Genomic DNA, 18,359 nt, shown 5'->3' with positions numbered 1-18,359 from the left:
TCCAATCGAAATAGCTGAAACCCGGGGCACAAGACGCCTGGGCTAAGAAGAAAATGCAACTGCGCCACGCCCGGCCCAAGCTGTATGGAGATCAGCACCAGGACTCTTGCGGGAGAGGGCTGATGCTGCGCGGGCAGACGCTGGACCCAGCCTCAAGCCAGGGGGTCAAGCCGATCTGGGTCGGCCGTACGGACCTGGACGGGCCTGGCGGGTAACACAGGCTCAGGCTCGGCCGTCGACAAGGTGGCGGACCAGACACTGTCCCGTGGCCCCTGCTGAACCCGCCGCTGGGTGACTCGAGCCATCCAGGCCAGGACCAACGCCCCGCCCAAGGCCGTGGCATCCACCCCCATCGCGGCGACGGAATCATTGACGGCGGGTGCCCATTCCGGTGCCAGCCAGGCCAGAATTCGGGTCGCGGGCAGCGCCAAGGTCAGACAGGTCGCGGCCCAAAGCAAGTGCACCGAGGCACGCGCACCGCCCTGCCAGAAGGCCCAAGCCAGCGCGCCAAAGAAGGTCAGGTAGTAGGCGAGCCGGGTCCAATGACTGAGGTCTGGGACCTGTCCCTGCATCCATTTGTGAGCCACCATCATCAAAGAAATGCTGCACACGCAACCCAGGCACACGCCCACCGTAGCGGCCGCCATCAGGCGACAGTCCAGCCGCTGAACTGGGTGTCCCCCCACTTTGGGCTGGGTTCGACGCCGACGTGATTCCACCCACAGCAGATTGCCGCTGTAGAAAAGCCAGGCCCCCGCCAAGCCCAGCAGGAAATACATCCACTGCACGGCGTGCCCACCAAAAGAGGCCATGTGCAAGGCAAAGAAGCTGCCGATCACCTGGTAGGCGGCGCTTTGCTGGCCTGGCAGGTAATCCGTGCTGAGCACCTGACCCGTGTAGGGGTGAAGGGCCACAAAGCCGCCTCGAGCGCGGGGCGACACAGCCGCGGCGTCATGCCCCCAGACGCGGGCCACGGGCTTGAGGCCGGTGACGTTTTGGTACTGCACCCGGTCAGGCTCAAAGCCTGGGGACAAGGCCTTGGCACGCTCGACCAGGGCCAGCGGGGTCAGCAAGGCATCGGGCTGGCGCAGCGGGGCCTCCGCCTTGGCCGCACCACGGGGGCCACCGACACGCCATTGCCCCCCGTGCACGAGCTCATTTTGCAGCTCGTAAATGGGGTCGTGGAAGGCAAAGACCACGGCTGTCAAGGCCATCACCAAGTGGAATGGCAGGCTGATGATGCCCACCACGTTGTGGGCGTCCAGCCACATGCGCTTGAGGTTCTTGCCCACGCGCAGGGCAAAGAAGTCTTTCACCAACGAAGGCAGCAACACCATGACCCCGGACACCAAGGCCAGGGCATACAACGTGGCCACCAACCCCATCACCCATCGGTTGGGGTCGGTGTCGAAGGGCAGTCCCACCACCCGGTGCAGCACATCAATGAAGCTGGCAAGCGCAGAGGGATGGGTCTCGCTCACCTGCAGTTGGCCCCCGGCATCCAGGGAGGCGACGAAATGGCGCCGGCCAGATTCATCGTGCTCGTCGGCGTCCGGGGCGCCGCGCACCTGCCACTGAAGCCGTCCTGGAAGGTGCTCGCTTTGGCGCAAGTGAATCGTGAACTCCCGAGCGGCCGCAGGCTGTTCTGCCAGGGTCTTGCCGATCAAGGCCTGGGCGTCCTCCAGCGGCCGCCAAGGGCTGGCCACTGGCGGCGCGGCCCATTGCGTGATGGGTTCTTTGAAGACGGTCAGTGCACCCGCGTAAAAGGCAATGAACAAGGCCATGCCACTGAGAATGCCCGCCCAGGTGTGGACTGATTTGTAAATGCGGATCAGGTCAGCTCTCATGCTCAATGACTCACCATTTTCAAACATCGAATGGCCCAGAACGCGCTCCAGCTGAGCACATTCAAGCCCCCCAACCAAAGCCAGGCCCGCTGCCCGCTAGAAAACAGGAAGACGAAACCCAGGGCCCCAAGCCAAATGGGTGGCACGGCCCACATCACCAACTGCCCGCGCACGGGCAGCGGCAAAGCCCCCAAGGCCAGGGACAACAGGCCGCTCGATGAGATGGCCAGCGCGAAACCCAAAATCGCGCCGGCCGAGGTCTTGGCAAGCCAGTCGGGTTTGACTGGCTTTTTGGCCGTCTGCTTCATGTCAACGTCCCTGTGAAGGATTGATCAACGCCCCGAGGTAGGGCAAGGCAACGAACACCAGCATCAGCCAGGTGATCCACACATAGGTGGCCATGAGCGGCTGTGCTGCGTCGGCCAGACCACACCAGCCGAGCAGCAAGAGCAAGCCGCCGGCGCTGCGCCCGATCCAGCGTGGCCAGGGCACCGACCAGCAGCGCTGCTGAGGCGCCGCCAGGTAGATGCAAAGTGCCCCCAGCGCCGAGGCGCCAAGCCCGTACAAGTCATTCAACGACATCGCAACTCCCGGTGATCAAGGCTGAGACCGCCCAATGACGGGGGACGGTTGGAGGAAAAAGTCCATCCCGCGGACCAAGGCTGGCATCCAGGCAAATCCATGGTCCTCGCCCGCCAATTCAAGGTAGCGGACGCGCTCACGCCAATCTGCGCGACTGCGCAAGTCAGCCGCCAGTTGGCGCGCTGACAAGACCATGGGCCGGCTCGCCAGGAGGGCCAGCGTCTGCGCGGAGTGTTGGCCAGGGGGGATGCGGTCCTCCAGTTCGCCGACACTGATTTGCACCCGAGGGCGGCAGGCGTCGCAATTGGGCACCGAGGCTGGCACGCGCTTCAAAAGCGCGTTGTCATGCCACCAGATCGATGGACTGGAGGCCAAAAAGGCACTGAATTGCGTGGGACGGGTGAACAGCGCGTGGAGCACCAGCAAGCCCCCGAACGAGTGCCCGAACAGCGCTTGCCGGTGGCCATCCACGGGGAAGTGCTGCCGCAGCATCGGCTTGAGGTCGTGCTCAATGAAGTCCAGGAAAGCCTCAGCACCGCCTTCGGGCGCCCCAGCGGGCGGTCGGGTTGGATGGGGCGTGTAATCGCGCCGGCGAGCGGCGTCATCAAAGTCTTGATCGCCGGGGTAGCCGATGCCCACCACCATCGGCGGCGTCTGGCCCGTGCGCTCTTGACGCCGCTCCACGGTCCGCGCTACGAAAGCGGCCACTGGAAAGCCCGCATTGCCATCCAGCACATACAGCACCGGATGGCCGGAGGGCGGGGCTGGCGTACCAGGCACCGACACCAGGATGCGGTAGCGGTGGCCACTGGCCTGGGCCCGCAATTCGATGGCGCGGGCCTGCGGCAGTAGCACCGGCGACCCAAGGGCAGGGGTCACCACGGATGTGGCTCCCCCCCCAGGCTGGGCCGTGGCCAAAGCAGGCCCCAACCCCAGCCAGCAGACCAACAGAACAGCCAAGGGGCTGCCCGACATGGATGGGTGACGCATGCTGTGGCTCAGAAATCGCTGCTCAACGAGGTCATGAGCGTGCGCCCCTGCCCGAGGGTAGCGATTGGGGTGGTGTCGCTGAAAGCGCCGGAGTAGTAGCGGCGGTTCATCAGGTTGACGACGTTGAGGCGCCAGACGACCTTCTTGCCAGCCATTTGGGTGGTGTAGCGGGCACCTGCCTCCAGCTCGGCCCAACCACCCAACTGTTGGGTATTGCCCGCATCCAGGTACTGACTGGAACTGCTGACCACCTTGCCGCTCAGGGTCAGGCCGGGGGTGGTGGGGACGTCCCACTCCAGACCGAGGTTGCCCTGCCAACGGGGCGCACCCACAGCGGTCTTGCCGTTGAAGCTGTTGTTGGCCGTCTTGGTCTGCTGACCATCGGTGTAGACCACCCCGCCCAGCAGGCGGGTGCCACGGGCCAGTTCTCCGAAGGTGTACCACTCCAGCCCACGCACGCGTTTCTCGCCACCATCGGAGGGCACGTTGCCACTCAGGGTGATGAGCATTGGCTTGTGGATCTCAAACAGGCTGAAGGTATGGGTGAACGAACCCGTGTCCCACTTGATGCCCACTTCCCTTTGGTCCGTCTTGTACGGTGCAAAGGTGTAGTTGTAAGCATAGGTCGGGGTGCTGACACTGTCCCCCTTGCTCAAGCCCTGCACACGGTTCGCATACAGCGACACCCCAGGCCCCCAGGGCTTGAGCACCAATCCCACCATGGGGGTGACTGCGCTCTCGTCGTAAGCGCCGGTCACTGCGCCGGCGGTGCTCAGGTTGGTGGTCTTGACCCGCTGGTGACGCAGGCCCAGCGACAGCCGCACAGCGTCTTTCATGAATGAGAGCGTGTCCAACAAGCCGACACTGGACAGCACGGATTCACTGGTCTTGGGGGCAGATCCAGGCAGGCTCGGCATGGCCATCACGCTGGGGCTGTACAGGCTGGTGGTGTAGGCCGCCGAAGTGTTGGTGGCGGCACCGGCGGCCTGCACCAAGTTGGAGGTCTGTAAAGCCCATTCGTGACGCACCGAGCCCAGCTTGAACTGGCCCCGCAATCCCCCCTCGGCCGACACGTTGTCGTTGTAGCCCCTCGAACCGTAGGTGCGCGTGCTGCTGCTGATGCCCGCTGCATTCAGACTGCGCACGTGCGTGCCATTGATGAAGCCAGAAAAATCGTGGCTCATCACCCCAAAACCGGCATAGGCGCTGAGGTGCTCATGGATTTGGTACTCAGCGCGTGCCACCGCGCCCTGGCTGCGCAGATCACCATAGGCGGTCGGAAATGGGTTGGTACCCGAATCTGGGGCCGCAGGAATCGAGGTGGAGGTGAACCAGTACATGGCAGAGGTACCGCCTCGGAAGGACTCCTTGCTGTCATACAAGTCGAGTGTCGCCTTCCAGCCGCGGCCTCGGTAATCCAAGGCAATCGCCAACAATTCACGTTGCTTGGATTGCCCTGACAAAGCGGTCTCTCCCTCGCTGAAGACACCATTGATCCGAATACCCAACGCCTTGTCCGCGCCCAGGCGGCGTCCGATGTCGACATGGGAGCTCAACTGAGAGGTCGTCTGGTAACCCAGGGTCACGCGGCTCAGAGGTTCTTCGCCCGCACGCTTGAGGGCCAGGTTGACGACGCCGCCCACCGCCCCACTGGGGGCCATGCCGCCCAAGGCCGCGTTTGGTCCCTTGAGCACCTCCACCCGCTCAATGAACTCCACGGGAACATGGCCTATGGGCAAGAGGCCAAACATACCGTCGACCGCCACATCGTTCTGATTGACATCAAAGCCGCGGATGCGAAAGTTCTCGTAAGCATGGCCACTGGAGGTGGTGAAACGCACAGAGGGGTCGTTGCTCAGGACGTCAGCCAATGTGCGGGACTGCTGGTCTTCGATCACTTGCGAAGTGAAGGCGGTGATGTTGAAGGGGGCATCCATCTGATCGACCTGCCCCATCATCCCGAGCCGAGCCCCCGTGGCGACCTGGCCACCGCTGTACGGTTGCGTCAGATCCTCTGCTCCGTCTGGCATGGCTGTGACGGTCACCGTCGGCAAGGATCCGTCCGCCGTGGGCGTCTGGGCCTGGGCCTCGGCAGCCATCCACATGCACAACAGGGTTACAGCCACGGCGGTTCGCCGCTGTGGCCTGCGCCTCCCACGGTCGCAGTGCAGGCGCACGGCACCACCCCATTGACCCTCACCACCATCCCCCCAAGGCGTTTGACTCATTTCTCAACTCCTCTATTTATTTGAATGCGAATCATTCTTATTATCACACGCATCAGACGAGGAAATGTAAAGTGGTCTGGACAGAGCTCCACAGGCACCACTTGGTGCAAAGCCAAGGCCCGCCACACGGGGGCTTGCCGGCGCGCCATGAAGACGAGTTCCGGCTGGACCGGGGCGCTGCCAGCAGACCGTGCGCGATACCGACCCAGTCGCTCAGACGACAAGGCCTCGCCCCGGTCTTTGCGAACATCCGCACACACTCAAGCCAGAGCGCTGTGCGGGCCCCACCGGGGCCACCCGGTTCAGCGCTCCTGCCCCATAAGAAGGAGACAAAGACCATGGCACCACCCGGCCACATGATGGAACGCCCTCTGCTGGTGTCCGGCATCCTGGAACACGGCGCCGCTCAATACGGCCAACAGCAAATCGTCTCGCGCGAGACCGACGGCAGCCTGCACCGCTACCGATTTGCTGACCTGGCCCGCCGCGCCCGCCAACTGGCCCATGCGCTGCGCCAGCTGGGCCTGAAGCCCGGCAGCACCGTGGGCTCGATTGCCTGGAACAACCACCGCCACCTCGAGGCCTACTACGCGGTCTCCGGCAGCGGCATGGTGATGCACACCTGTAACCCGCGCCTGCACCCCGAGCAACTGGCCTACATCATCAAGCACGCGGACGATGAGGTGGTCTTGTTCGACACCAGCTTTGCCCCCCTGGTGCAAGCCGTGGCCGCGCATTGCCCACGCGTGCGCCACTGGGTCGCCTTGTGCGACACAGCAGCCCTGCCGGCGCTGGAGGGCCTGCCCGGCCTGCTGGCTTACGACCCCCTGATCGCCCCGCAAAGCGAAGACTTTGACTGGCCTGAGCTGGATGAACACAGCGGCGCTGCGCTCTGCTACACCTCGGGCACCACCGGTCACCCCAAGGGCGTTCTGTACTCACACCGGGCCCTGAGCTTGAGCGCCCTGTCGGCCTGCCTGCCCGGCGTGCTGAGCCTGTGGTCGCAAGAAACCGTGCTGCCCGTGGTGCCCATGTTCCACATCAACGCCTGGTGCCTGCCCTATGCAGCCTTGATCAGCGGCGCCAAGCTGGTCTTGCCCGGCCCCAAACTGGACCCGGCCAGCCTGTACGAGCTGATGGAATCCGAGCGCGTCACCGTCAGCGCGGGCGTGCCCACCATCTGGATGGGCCTGATCCAATACGTGGAACAGCACCAACTGCGCTTCAGCACCATGCGCCGCACCGGCGTGGGTGGCTCGGCCATGCCCAAGGCCTTGATCGCCAAGTTCCAGGACGACTACGACGTGGACGTGCGCCACGGCTGGGGCATGACCGAAACCACCGCCATCGCCACCATGAGCAACCTGGGCCCCGATGAGGTCACCCTGCCCGCTGCCGAGCGCTATGCCCTGGTGGGCAAGCAAGGTAAATCGGTGTTTGGCATTGAACTCAAGGTGGTCAATGAGCAAGGCCAAACCCTGCCGCGCGACGGTCAGTCGCAAGGCGAGTTGATGGTGCGCGGCCAATGGATTGTGGAGCGCTACCACAAGGCCGATCGCTCGGCCCTGGTGGACGGCTGGTTCCCCACCGGCGACATCGCCACCCTGGACGCCCAGGGCGTGATGCAAATCCGGGACCGCACCAAGGACGTGATCAAGTCCGGCGGCGAGTGGATCAGCTCCATCGACCTGGAAAACGCCGCCATCGCCCACCCCGCCGTGGCCATGGCCGCGGTGATTGGCATCAAGCACCCGCGCTGGGACGAACGCCCGCTGATGCTGGTGGTCTGCAAGCCCGGCCAAAGCGGCGACAAGGCCGCACTGCTGGACTTTCTGGCCACGCGCGTGGCCAAGTGGTGGCTGCCCGACGACATCGTCTTCGTCGACAGCCTGCCCCTGGGCGGCACCGGCAAGGTGCAAAAGAACGAACTGCGCCAACGCTACGGCAGCGTCTTTGGCGCGACCTGAACCCAGCCAGCCCCCAGGCCAGCCTGGAGGCTGGCGTGTTCCCATCCACCTCGACTGTCATCCCACCCAACGGGCGCCAGCGCCCCAGGAGAACGCCATGAACCCCGTCCGCGCCCCGCGCTTTCGCCTCAAAACCTGGCTGGCCACCGGCCTGTGGCTGGCTGCAGCCCACTGCAGTGCGGCCGAGACCGTGAAGATCGGCTTCATCGATTTGCTCTCAGGCCCATTCGCCCTGACCGGCCAGAACTCGCTCAAGCAGCTGCGCGAGGTGGTGCAGCAAGTCAATGCCAAGGCCGGGCCGAACGAGCCCAAATTCGAAGTGGTCGACTTTGACAACAAGGGCTCGCCACAGGAAAGCCTCAACGTGCTCAAGGCCGCCACCGACCGCGGCGTGCGCTTCATCACCCAGGGCGGCGGCTCGGGCGTGGCTTTGGCCTTGGTGGACGCACTCAACAAGCTGGCCGAGCGCGAGCCCGAACGCGCCACCGTCTACCTCAACTACGCCGCCATGGACCCGCTGCTGACCAACGACCGCTGCAGCTTCTGGCACTTCCGCTTTTACCCGTCGAGCGAGATGAAGATCGAGGCCCTGACCACCTACTTGCAGGGTCGCAAAGACGTCAAGAAGGTGTACCTGCTGAACCAGGACTACACCCACGGCCGCCAGGTGTCGAAAGCCGCCAAGGACTACCTGGCGCGCAAACGGCCCGACGTCCAGATCGTGGGCGACGACTTCATCCCCATCGCCCAAACGCGCGACTTCGCCTCGTATGTGGCCAAGATCGCCAGCAGCGGGGCTGACACCGTGATCACCTCCAACTGGGGCAGCGACCTGACCCTGCTGTTCAAGTCCTCGCGAGACTATGGCCTCAACATCAACTACTTCACCCTCAACGCCAACAACCCGGGCACGCCGGCGCAGCTGGGCAACTGGGGCGAGGGCAAGGTCGGTGTGATCTGGAACTGGATCCACAACGCCCCCACCCCTGAGCTGGAGAAGATCTACGTGGACTACAAGAAGAAGTACAACGACGACTTCATCTTCGCCGCCCACTGGAACACCATGAACATGCTGCGCGAGGCCATGCGCAAGGCACAGTCCACCGACGCCAAGAAGGTGGCTTTCGCGCTGGAGGGGATGACCTACAAGAGCCCCATGGGCGAGGTCAAGATGCGCAAGACCGACCACCAACTGGAAGCCCCGCTGTACCTGGGCATCTGGGCCAAGCAAGGCAGCAAGGGCGTCAAGTACGACGCGGAAAACACTGGCTACGGCTTCCGCTCTGAGGTGACCTGGGACTCTTACATCAGCGCCCAGCCGACCTCCTGCCAGATGAAGCGGCCAGCCTGAGCAGGCCACCCGGCCCAGGCAGAAGCGGCGCCCCGAAGGGCGCCGCGCGGTGACACCTGGCGAGCCGGTGCAAGGGCGTGCTAGGCCAGGTTGTAGCCCGCGTGCGAGAACGGGTTGCGGCGCAGGCGCTCGCCCGTGGCTTTGGCAATCGCATTGGCCACGGCCGCGGTCAGGGGCGCATACGGGGGCTCACCCATGCCGCCCCACACCTCGGCGCCCGTGGGCACCAGGATGGGAATGATCTGAGGTACCTGGCGCAACTGCATCAGCGGATAGTCGCCCAGGTTGGCTTGTTGCACCCGGCCGTCGCGCACATTGATCTCACTGAGGAACATGGTGCTCAAGGCATAGACCACATTGCCCTCGATCTGGGCTTTGGCCGAATCGATGTTGGCCACCTGCCCCGGGTCGACAGCCACCCAGACCTTGTGCACGGTGACCACCTTTTGCGCAGACACCGACAGCTCCACCACGGCCGCGGCGTAACTGCCATAGGCGTCTTGCACCGCCAGGCCACGGACTCGGCCTTTGGCAGGCGCACGGCCCCAGGCGGCCGCTTTGGCCACCGCTTGCAAGACCAGCCGGTCGCGGCTGTCGGCGGGCAGCAGGTCCAGCCGCCCTTGCAGGGGGTCTTTGCCCGCGCTGGCCAGCACCTCGTCCAGAAAGCATTCACGGGCAAACGGGTTTTGCGAGTGGAACACCGAACGCCAAAAGCCCACCGGCACATTGATGTCGCACATGCCGTGGCGCACGTCCAAGTGGGCCACTTGGTAAGGCATGTCGTGGAAGGACTCACCGGCCTGAAAGTCCTGGCCGTTTTTCAAGGACTCGGGGCGGATGGCGGCCAGGATGGACTGGGAGGCCAGTTTGGCCTCCCAAGCCACCAACTGCCCTTGCGCGTCAAGCACTGCGCGCTGGCGGTAAAGGGCCGCGGGCCGGTAAAAGTCGTGCTGCATGTCTTCTTCGCGCGTCCACAACAGCTTGACGGGCACACCCGGCAGGGCCTGGGCGATTTGCACCGACTGGCGCACAAAGTCCTGAAAGCCCCCCCGACGACCAAAGCCACCGCCCAGGTAAGGCCGGTTGACCTTGACGTTTTGCGGCGGCACGCCGGCCGTCTTGGCCGCCACGGCCAGCGTGGCCTCGGCGTTTTGCGTCGGCGCCCAGACCTCCACGCGGTCGCCCGTGACCTGGGCCGTGCAGTTTTGGGGCTCCAGGGTGAAGTGGCTCAGGTAAGGCACAAAGTACTCGGCCTCGACCACCTTGCCCGCGCCGACCTCCGCGAGGGCTTTGGCAAAGTCGCCATCCTGGCGCAGCGGGCGGGCGGCCTGGGTGCCCGCCTCCAGCAACTTGAACACCGCCAGGTCATCGAGCTTGTCCTGCCCCTTGTAGTCCCAGGCCACCTTGAGCGCCTTGACTGCCTGCTGGGCCCGCCACCAGTTGTCGGCCACCACAGCCACGAAGTCGGGGCCCGTCACCACTTTTTTGACCCCCCGGCGGTTCTTGACGGCCGTGTCGTCCACGGTGGCAGGCGAGCCGCCGAACACCGGGCATTGCATGATGGCGGCGTACAGCATGCCCGGCAAGCGCACATCAATGCCAAAGACGGCGCTGCCGTCGACCTTAGCCGGGATGTCCAGACGCGGGATGGGCTGCCCGATGAGGGTCCATTCAGACGGGGCCTTGAGACGCACCGACGTGGGCACCGGCTGCTGCGCCGCCTTGGCCGCCAGCGCGCCGTAGGTCAGGCTGCGTTGGCTGGCCCGGTGGCTGATGCGGCCGGCCTTGGCCACGCAATCGGCCACGGGCACACCCCATTCCTGGGCTGCTGCGGCTTTGAGCATTTCGCGCGCCACAGCGCCGGCTTTGCGCATCACCGCCTGGGAGTCGCGGGTGCCACGGCTGCCGCCGGTGGCAAAGGTGACATAGACCTTGTTGCGGGCCAGGTGCTCGCTGACCGAGGCGAATTCCATGCGCACATCGGCCCAGTTGCACTCCAATTCTTCGGCCAGCATCATCGGCAGGCTGGTGCTGGTGCCTTGGCCCATTTCAGCGCGGGCCACCTCGCAAACGACCAGGTTGTTGGGGGTGATGCGGATCCAGGCATTGATGTCGACGGCCTCCTGGCTGACCGATCCTGCGCCTTTTTGGGCCATGACGGGCAAATGAAAGCCCAGGGTCAGGCCGGCAGCGCTTGCCGCACCCAACTGGATGAAACTGCGGCGAGACTTCAGCAGCGCGGGAGAAGCGGCGTGGGGGGTGTTCATGCGGGTCTCCTCAGGCGCGGGCCTTGCCCAATTGGGCGGCCTCATGGATGGCGACCTTGATGCGGGGGTAGGTCCCGCAGCGGCACAGGTTGGTGATGGCGGCATCAATGTCGGCATCGGTGGGCTTGGGCTTGCGTGCCAGCAAGGCGGTGGCCGCCATCAACATGCCCGACTGACAGTACCCACATTGCGGCACTTGCTTGGCGATCCAGGCCTTTTGCAAGGCCGAGGTGCCCCGAAGGCCTTCGATGGTGGTGATTTTGCGCCCCACCGCCGCGCTGGCGGGCAGGCTGCACGACCGCACGGGCTCGCCATCAAGCAGCACGGTGCAGGCGCCGCACATGGCCACCCCACAGCCAAATTTGGTCCCGGTCAGGCCCGCTTCGTCCCGAATGGCCCAGAGCAAGGGCATGTCGGTTTCGATGTCCAGGGAGACGCTTTTGCCATTCAATTGAAGTTGCATGGGAAGACTTTCGACATTGAAGAGCCCTGCCAAGAGGATGCGAGAGCCAGGCCCGAGCCTGAGCTTACTGAGAATCGTCCAAGTGGGCGTGGGTAGATTCCCCTGTGATGCAGTGAGGTTCAGACCGCCCAGCCCCTCGATGGGCCCCAGACATCAGCGGCGGCGCCAGGGGGTGACGGTAAAGCCCAAAGCCGCTGCACTGAAAACTGACACGGTGCGCCGCGATGGCCGCCTTGAGCAGCAAGCCGCTGCCCATTCCATGTTCGGGGTGCACCGCGAGCCCCAAGGCGCAGTTCAGCCGAATGGCCCCCTTTCCCAACTGAAAAGGCAAGCTCAGTTCTTGATTCATGCGGCGTGCCAGCGCCAGCCCCGTCGAGGCATCGCCTGGCAGCAGCAGGTACCACTTGCCCCGGTCCACACAAGCCAGATCGGCGTCTGCTGGCAACAAATCACGGAGTCTTGCCACCACAGGCTGCATGAGCTCTGGCGGTAACTCGGACCTGGCGACCAGGGATGCAGCACCAGCGCCCCCCACCGTCAAACAAATCACGCAACAGCTGCGGCCCTCTTGGTCGGCCCGCCCAACGCGCTGCGCCAATCTGAGCTCCAGCCCGCCTCGATTCAACACATGGGCCTGCTTATCCAGGCTCGTCGCCAAAGGCCATGGCAGTGTCTCGGCATGCAGGGATTGAAGATCATTTCGAAAAATCCAACGCTCGCGCAGCAACAAACCCAAGACCGTCACCGCCGGTGCAGAAGCACAGACCAGCAACGTCCAATAAAACGACAAATCGGCCAAAAAGAAAGCACGCAACATCACCATACAAATAGCCGCCATTCAAGACCAGACCCCGATTTGCCGCCTGGCCAATATTTAAATATCAAAAGCCAGCACACAAAAACAAAAATAAAAACAACTGACATCCACAACAATGGAGCGTCTCATATTTTCAGTGCTTAACCATGCTGATAAATTCAGCACTTGTACATTGTTGCGCCGCAGACTGATTCATCTGAATCGGTTCACGGCTCTGTGCTCTGACAGCAAGCCCAGCGGAAGAACTCAAATGCCAGCTGGCCCAGGGATCAGGCCTCGCAAGCAAGGCAGAAGCTGTTGTCAGCAGGGATTCGCCTGAGCATTTGCCGGAATGAAGGCTCGATCAAAGAGGCTGCCACAAGGCGCCACGCAATGAATGAAATTGCGCATTTGTCTTTTATTGCCAAACAGGTCGGATTCATTTCATCGCGCTGACATCTGCCTCGCAATTGGTTTCCAGGCACAAACCAAGGAAATAGGTCAGACCGTCCAGCAATACTGCTTGGTTGATCTACATCAAGCCCCGCCACGCGGAGTCCCTAAAATCCGAGCATCCTTTCTCCACCTAGGTTTGTCGCGCACCTTGCAAATCGCGCCACTGACAAAAAGTTTCTCAAAATACCCCACCAGGACCGCACATGAAATTAGCACACAAGCTGCTTGGCTCTTTCTTTTTAGTCTGCCTGATGGGTGCCAGCGTGAGCGCCATCGGCATTCGCAGCCTGGCACAAATCAACGACCGCGACCAAGCCCTGTATGAAAAAGAATTGGTCGGGGTATCACTGCTCAAACAGTCCACCATCGATATGCTGTATGTCGGACGGGCCGTTCGGAACATTTTGCTGGCCACGTCTGAAGAACGGCGCGATCGCGCACTGAACCGAATTGACAAGAGCTTGGCTTCGCTCAAAGACAAACTCGAAAAAGTCAAACCCTTGATTCACACTGAAAAAGGAAAAGAAGGTTTAGCTCGCCTGAACGAACTGCTGCCAGATTATTTGAACGCGGTCGAGCAAATCGTGGCCCTCGCCAAAAAGGAAGGTCTCGGAAAAAATCAAGAGTCCGTCGAGTATTTGTTTGGGACCTTCGCCAGCAAGGTCAATGCGATCGATGACGCCATGCAGGCCCTGGTCCTGCTGAAGGAAGAGAACGCCCAAAAGGTGGTGAACGCCAACAACGCCACGTTCCAAGACGCCCGCGCCCTGCTGATCGCCTTGACGCTGGGCTCCTTGCTGCTGGGACTGGGTCTGGGGCTGTGGATCACCCGCAGCCTCATGAAGCAACTGGGCGGCGAGCCCGAGGACGCGGCAGCCGTGGCCCAAAGGGTGGCGGCCGGGGACCTGGGCACCCCGATTGAGCTGCAGGCCGGCGACACCGAAAGCATCCTTTCCGCCCTGAGCCAGATGCAGCGCAAGCTGTCCTCGGTGATCTCGAATGTGCGCATGAACGCCGAGGGCGTGTCGACCGCCTCCACGCAAATTGCCATGGGCAACACCGATCTCAGCCAGCGCACCGAAGAGCAGGCCAGCGCCTTGCAGCAAACAGCGGCCACCATGGAGCAGTTCAGCACCACCGTGAGCAACAACGCCGACAACGCGAAGATGGCCAATCAACTGGCCGTCAGCGCGGCGCAAGTGGCCAGCCAGGGCGGCGAGGTGGTTGGCCAAGTGGTGAACACCATGCGGGGCATTGACGCCAGCTCCAAGCGAATTGCCGAGATCATTGGCGTGATCGACGGCATTGCCTTCCAAACCAACATCCTGGCGCTGAACGCCGCCGTGGAAGCGGCGCGCGCGGGTGAGCAAGGTCGGGGCTTTGCCGTGGTGGCCAGCGAGGTGCGCAGCCTGGCCGGGCGATCGGCCGAGGCCGCCAAGGAAATCAAGTCGCTGATCGGCGCCAGCGTCGAGCAAGTGGAACAGGGCACTTTGCTGGTGGACCAAGCCGGTCAGACCATGCAGGAGGTTGTCATCGCCATCCAGCGGGTCAGCGATGTGGTGGGCGAAATCAGCTCAGCCAGCCTGGAGCAGAACTCGGGGGTGTCGCAAATTGGCCAGGCCGTCAACCAACTGGACCAGACCACCCAGCAAAACGCGGCCCTGGTCGAAGAAAGCGCGGCTGCGGCCCAAAGTCTGGACCAACAGGCACGCGATCTGGTGTCGGCCGTGTCGATTTTCAAACTGGCGCTCAACCAGCCAGCGACTTTCACCCCCACGCCCCCCACCGCAGTCCAAGCGCCCAAGCTGAGCCTGGCGGCCAGCAACAGCGGCCCGATCGCCAGGCCCGCCTTGAAGTCGAACCGGAGCGCTCAAGCCGCATTGCCCCCGTCGGCCCCCATGGGCAGCCGCACTGGAACTGACGACAGTTGGGAGAGTTTTTAAGCGATGCCCGCCCGAGCCTCGGGCTCGGGCAGCGCCTGCGGAGCCAGGCGGGCCTGCGCCGCCGGCGAGGGCCGGTACACGTGCTGACCGATGTACAGGGGGATCTGCAAAGTGGCCAGCAGCTTGAGGAAAAGCTCCACACTGATGTGGGCGGGATCAGCCTCGATGTGGGCAATGCGCGACTGGGTCACCCCCACCAAAGGCCCAAAACGGGCTTGGGTCAGGCCGGTGGCACGCCGGGCCTGAACCAGTTGATCGCGCAACGCCGCCAGGTCAGGAAAGGGCAGGACATCCGCCCCCAAGGCTTCCATGAGCAGGTAAAACTGATGGAGCTTGATGGCCAGCGGCCGATTTTCAATGCGTGAATAGCGCGATTGGCTGACCTGCATGTAGCCGGCCACCTCGGCAACCGACACCTGCTGAGCCTGGCGCAGCGCCTTGACCTGCGCGGCGACTTGGTTGGGGATGACGAGGAATTGCATGGTTTGATTTTGGCACAGGGCCCCTTTGAATGTCCGCGCTTTTTTGCTGCCAAGCTGGGGCCGCCAGGGCCCAGGCCATGGCGCCAGCTGCCCAGGCTGACCGCTCAGGGCACCGCCGGACTGGCTGACTTACTTTTCGCGCTGCCGGTACTGACTGGGGCTGCAGCCCACGTGCCGGGTGAAGGTCCGAGAGAAATTGGGCGCATCACCAAAACCGACGGCCATGCCCACATCAGCCACCGTCAAGTGGGTGGTGGTCAACATCAAGCGGGCCTTTTCAATGCGGCGGAACTGGATGTACTGGTAGGGCGTGCGGCCCATCGCCTCATTGAACAGACGGATGAAATGGAATTTGCTCACACCCACCACCGCAGCCAGCTCGGCAATGTTCAGCGCGGTGTCCAAACGGTCCTCGATCTGATCGAGCACGTTTTTCAGTTGCCGGTCACTGATGCGCTCGGGCGGCTTTTCGGGGCTTTGACAGCACTTGGCAGCAATGCTGTGCAGGATGCAGACGATGCTGCTCTGCACCAGCAAGGGGTTGCACTCCTCCTCGGTGCGAACCTGTGACCACAGTCGCAGGATCAAATCATGCACCAAGGGATCGCTGTAGCCCTGCTCCGCCAAAGGCAGGACTCGGTTCAGGTGATCGTGCGGGATGTCCAGTTCGTCCAGCAAGCCCAGCAACTCCTCCATGGCGATCGACAACATCACCACCATGAGGGCGCCATCAATCCGCCATTCATGAGGTGTGTTGGGCGGCGTCAAATAAATGGCTTTGGGGTCATTGCAAAATCGGTCTCGCCAGCCATTGCCAAAATTGAACAACGCCTGCCGCTTTTCGGCATAGGGCATGATGGCGACGCTCAAATAAGGCTGGCCAGGGCTGCTGGCCTCATGCGCAGGCCCGTGCCAGTACGACAAGAAATTGGCCCCCGCGCCACCAGGCAAGGGATAGGTCGTGATCCCTGCCGGCCCCGGTAAAATAATCGCCTCCAAATTGAAGTTCTCTTCCCGACTCAATCGAATCCCCTCAATGAACAGTCATTCTTATTTTTTGATTTCACCCTGGCAGCCCCGGAAAATATAGCATTCTTGACATAACTGCTTGTCGATTATTGCACCGCTTGTCATAAGTTGAGGCAACTTCAAGCAAACCTAGCAAATCATCAGCAATGATGCGGTTTGCCTCAGGTTTTGAGTTTTTGAGCGAAGGCCGGTGGCGCTGATGGTAGCGCTACGGCACAAACCTCAACCGCAAGGGTTCGCCCTGCGCCTCAGCCCATTTCGCACGATTCACCCGCCGACCCCTCATTTCAGCTTCAGTCGCCCTGTCCAATTAATCCGCTTGCCGCGCCATGGCTCACATTGCAAATGTGGCCATTCGCCATCCATATTCATTCATAACAAATCGCTGAAATCCCCATGAATCAGTTCAAAATCTCAACCCGGTTAACCTTCCTGATTGGAATGCTGCTCATTCTTCTGACCGGCATTGGCTGGATGGGGCGTCATGGACTGGTCAGTGCCAACCAGGCGCTGAAAACCATCTACGAAGACCGGGTGGTGTGCCTCAAGCAACTGGGCGACATTGACTACCTGATGCCCCGACTGCGCGTGCTGGCCATGGACATGCTGGTGAACCCCAGCCCGGACAACATCGACAAGAGAAGCCATGAAATCAAACAGGACATGGCCCAGGCGTTCCGAATTTGGGACGAATACAAGTCCACTTACCTGACACCCGAAGAAGCCAAGCTCGCCCAGGCCTACGAGCAAAGCCAGAAAAAGTACTGGGAAGAAGGCATTCGCCCCACGGTCGAGGCCGTGCAAGCGGGCAACCTGCCCTTGGCGCGCACCCTGTACCAAGACCGGATCAGCCCCACGGCGGCGGCGCTGCGCGAGGATGCGGCACGCTTGTTCCAGCTGCAACTCGACGTGGCGCAGTCGGAGTACGACGCCCAGGTCACCCGCTACCAGTGGATCCAATATGGCTCCACCGCCTTGATCGTGGTCGGTGTGAGCTTGGCCGTGGTGTTGAGCGCCCTCCTTCTCCACAGCATGGGACAGTCGCTGAAGCTGGCCATCGGTCATGCCCATGCCGTCGCCCAAGGGGACCTGCACACCGCGATCCCGGTGCAGGGAAAAGACGAGGCCAGCCAGGTGTTGGCCGCGCTGCAAGACATGCAAAGCAGCTTGCGCTCGGTGGTGAGCCGGGTGCGTCAGGGGTCCGAATCGGTGGCCAATGCCAGCGCCGAGATCTCCCAGGGCAATCACGACCTCAGTGCCCGCACCGAACAGCAGGCCAGCGCCCTTCAACAAACCGCAGCCTCGATGGCCAGCTTGAGCAGCACCGTGCAACAAAACGCCGACAGCGCCCACCAGGCCAGCCAACTGGCCCGCGAGGCCAGCGACGTGGCCTTGCAAGGCGGACACGTGGTGCGTCAGGTGGTGGACACCATGAAAGACATCAACGACGCCTCCCGCCAGATCCACGACATCATTGGCGTGATCGACAGCATCGCTTTTCAAACCAATATCCTGGCTTTGAACGCGGCGGTCGAAGCAGCCCGCGCAGGGGAGCAAGGTCGCGGCTTTGCCGTGGTGGCCAGTGAAGTGCGGGCCCTGGCGGGGCGCAGTGCCGCCGCGGCCAAGGCCATCACCACCTTGATCAGCGCCAGCGTTGCCCGGGTCGAACAGGGCTCCACCTTGGTGGATGTCGCCGGCAGCACCATGCAAAACGTGGTCCAGGCCATCCAACAGGTCAGCACCATGGTGGAGAAAATCAGCGCGGCCAGCACGGCCCAAAGCACGGGCGTGGCGCAAGTGGGGCAAGCGGTGCAGCAAATGGACCAGGCGACCCAGCAAAATGCCGCCCTGGTCGAAGAAATCGCCGCCGCCGCGGCCAGCCTGAAAGCCCAGGCTCAGCAGCTGGTCGACACCATGGCGGTCTTCAAAAGCGCTTGAGGTGCCTGGGCCCCATCGGG

At 62.8% G+C, this 18,359-nt stretch carries 14 protein-coding genes; 4 read left to right on the top strand and 10 right to left on the bottom strand.

What is annotated here, in order from left to right; all coding sequences use genetic code 11:
- Nucleotides 1–152 precede the first annotated feature (152 nt).
- The 5 genes from PSQ39_RS09065 to PSQ39_RS09045 all read right to left on the bottom strand — a co-directional run bounded on the left by PSQ39_RS09065 (nt 153) and on the right by PSQ39_RS09045 (nt 5,545).
- Entirely contained in the window at nt 153–1,847 is a 1,695-nt protein-coding gene (locus PSQ39_RS09065) for a PepSY-associated TM helix domain-containing protein (RefSeq protein ID WP_273926447.1), read from the bottom strand.
- 2 nt (nt 1,848–1,849) lie between these two features.
- On the bottom strand, nt 1,850–2,155 hold the full coding sequence (locus tag PSQ39_RS09060; RefSeq protein ID WP_273926446.1) for a hypothetical protein: 306 nt from the start codon (nt 2,153–2,155) through the stop codon (nt 1,850–1,852).
- A 1-nt stretch (nt 2,156) separates the two neighbouring features.
- Nucleotides 2,157–2,429 (bottom strand): hypothetical protein, encoded by a 273-nt coding sequence (locus PSQ39_RS09055; protein WP_273926445.1) that lies wholly within the window; start codon nt 2,427–2,429, stop codon nt 2,157–2,159.
- A 15-nt stretch (nt 2,430–2,444) separates the two neighbouring features.
- Entirely contained in the window at nt 2,445–3,311 is an 867-nt protein-coding gene (locus PSQ39_RS09050; RefSeq protein WP_273926444.1) for an alpha/beta hydrolase, read from the bottom strand.
- A gap of 116 nt (nt 3,312–3,427) precedes the next feature.
- The gene (locus PSQ39_RS09045) at nt 3,428–5,545 is read right to left on the bottom strand and encodes a TonB-dependent receptor (protein WP_273926443.1); all 2,118 of its coding nucleotides are present in this window, start codon (nt 5,543–5,545) and stop codon (nt 3,428–3,430) included.
- A gap of 440 nt (nt 5,546–5,985) precedes the next feature.
- Between PSQ39_RS09045 and PSQ39_RS09040 the strand changes: the two genes are divergently transcribed.
- Nucleotides 5,986–7,614 carry a long-chain-fatty-acid--CoA ligase gene (locus tag PSQ39_RS09040; protein WP_273926442.1) on the top strand — a complete coding sequence of 543 codons (1,629 nt, stop codon included), beginning with the start codon at nt 5,986–5,988 and terminating at the stop codon, nt 7,612–7,614.
- Between the two features lie 97 nt (nt 7,615–7,711).
- Nucleotides 7,712–8,965 (top strand): branched-chain amino acid ABC transporter substrate-binding protein, encoded by a 1,254-nt coding sequence (locus tag PSQ39_RS09035; protein WP_273926441.1) that lies wholly within the window; start codon nt 7,712–7,714, stop codon nt 8,963–8,965.
- 80 nt (nt 8,966–9,045) lie between these two features.
- On the opposite strand, the gene PSQ39_RS09030 is transcribed toward PSQ39_RS09035, so the two are convergent.
- The 3 genes from PSQ39_RS09030 to PSQ39_RS09020 form a co-directional block, all read right to left on the bottom strand.
- Nucleotides 9,046–11,232 (bottom strand): xanthine dehydrogenase family protein molybdopterin-binding subunit, encoded by a 2,187-nt coding sequence (locus tag PSQ39_RS09030; RefSeq protein ID WP_273926440.1) that lies wholly within the window; start codon nt 11,230–11,232, stop codon nt 9,046–9,048.
- A gap of 10 nt (nt 11,233–11,242) precedes the next feature.
- Nucleotides 11,243–11,695, bottom strand: coding sequence for a (2Fe-2S)-binding protein (locus PSQ39_RS09025; protein WP_273926439.1), 453 nt, complete (start codon nt 11,693–11,695; stop codon nt 11,243–11,245).
- A 64-nt stretch (nt 11,696–11,759) separates the two neighbouring features.
- Nucleotides 11,760–12,518, bottom strand: a complete 759-nt coding sequence (locus PSQ39_RS09020) for a hypothetical protein (protein WP_273926438.1) — start codon at nt 12,516–12,518, stop codon at nt 11,760–11,762.
- 632 nt (nt 12,519–13,150) lie between these two features.
- On the opposite strand from PSQ39_RS09020, the gene PSQ39_RS09015 reads away from it, so the two are divergent.
- Nucleotides 13,151–14,890: a methyl-accepting chemotaxis protein gene (locus tag PSQ39_RS09015; protein WP_273926437.1), complete on the top strand. Its 1,740-nt coding sequence runs from the start codon at nt 13,151–13,153 to the stop codon at nt 14,888–14,890.
- On the opposite strand, the gene PSQ39_RS09010 is transcribed toward PSQ39_RS09015, so the two are convergent.
- Nucleotides 14,887–15,372: a helix-turn-helix transcriptional regulator gene (locus tag PSQ39_RS09010; RefSeq protein ID WP_273926436.1), complete on the bottom strand. Its 486-nt coding sequence runs from the start codon at nt 15,370–15,372 to the stop codon at nt 14,887–14,889. The two genes, PSQ39_RS09015 and PSQ39_RS09010, sit on opposite strands and share 4 nt — an antisense overlap.
- Nucleotides 15,373–15,501: 129 nt before the next feature.
- Entirely contained in the window at nt 15,502–16,092 is a 591-nt protein-coding gene (locus tag PSQ39_RS09005) for a helix-turn-helix domain-containing protein (RefSeq protein WP_273926435.1), read from the bottom strand.
- A gap of 705 nt (nt 16,093–16,797) precedes the next feature.
- On the opposite strand from PSQ39_RS09005, the gene PSQ39_RS09000 reads away from it, so the two are divergent.
- Nucleotides 16,798–18,339, top strand: coding sequence for a methyl-accepting chemotaxis protein (locus PSQ39_RS09000; protein ID WP_273926434.1), 1,542 nt, complete (start codon nt 16,798–16,800; stop codon nt 18,337–18,339).
- Nucleotides 18,340–18,359 lie beyond the last annotated feature (20 nt).

It is taken from the genome of Curvibacter microcysteis (assembly GCF_028649455.1).
Taxonomy (GTDB): domain Bacteria; phylum Pseudomonadota; class Gammaproteobacteria; order Burkholderiales; family Burkholderiaceae_C; genus Curvibacter; species Curvibacter microcysteis.
Note: the sequence above shows the minus strand (reverse complement) of the source record. Positions and strands in the feature narration are given on the sequence as shown.

What these genes read in the sequence shown, in the direction of transcription:
- PSQ39_RS09065 (WP_273926447.1), bottom strand. Translation starts at nt 1,847, where the DNA reads ATGAGAGCTGACCTGATCCGCATTTACAAATCAGTCCACACCTGGGCG.
- PSQ39_RS09060 (WP_273926446.1), bottom strand. Translation starts at nt 2,155, where the DNA reads ATGAAGCAGACGGCCAAAAAGCCAGTCAAACCCGACTGGCTTGCCAAG.
- PSQ39_RS09055 (WP_273926445.1), bottom strand. Translation starts at nt 2,429, where the DNA reads ATGTCGTTGAATGACTTGTACGGGCTTGGCGCCTCGGCGCTGGGGGCA.
- PSQ39_RS09040 (WP_273926442.1), top strand. Translation starts at nt 5,986, where the DNA reads ATGGCACCACCCGGCCACATGATGGAACGCCCTCTGCTGGTGTCCGGC.
- PSQ39_RS09035 (WP_273926441.1), top strand. Translation starts at nt 7,712, where the DNA reads ATGAACCCCGTCCGCGCCCCGCGCTTTCGCCTCAAAACCTGGCTGGCC.
- PSQ39_RS09030 (WP_273926440.1), bottom strand. Translation starts at nt 11,232, where the DNA reads ATGAACACCCCCCACGCCGCTTCTCCCGCGCTGCTGAAGTCTCGCCGC.
- PSQ39_RS09025 (WP_273926439.1), bottom strand. Translation starts at nt 11,695, where the DNA reads ATGCAACTTCAATTGAATGGCAAAAGCGTCTCCCTGGACATCGAAACC.
- PSQ39_RS09020 (WP_273926438.1), bottom strand. Translation starts at nt 12,518, where the DNA reads ATGGTGATGTTGCGTGCTTTCTTTTTGGCCGATTTGTCGTTTTATTGG.
- PSQ39_RS09015 (WP_273926437.1), top strand. Translation starts at nt 13,151, where the DNA reads ATGAAATTAGCACACAAGCTGCTTGGCTCTTTCTTTTTAGTCTGCCTG.
- PSQ39_RS09010 (WP_273926436.1), bottom strand. Translation starts at nt 15,372, where the DNA reads ATGCAATTCCTCGTCATCCCCAACCAAGTCGCCGCGCAGGTCAAGGCG.
- PSQ39_RS09005 (WP_273926435.1), bottom strand. Translation starts at nt 16,092, where the DNA reads ATGGTGGTGATGTTGTCGATCGCCATGGAGGAGTTGCTGGGCTTGCTG.
- PSQ39_RS09000 (WP_273926434.1), top strand. Translation starts at nt 16,798, where the DNA reads ATGAATCAGTTCAAAATCTCAACCCGGTTAACCTTCCTGATTGGAATG.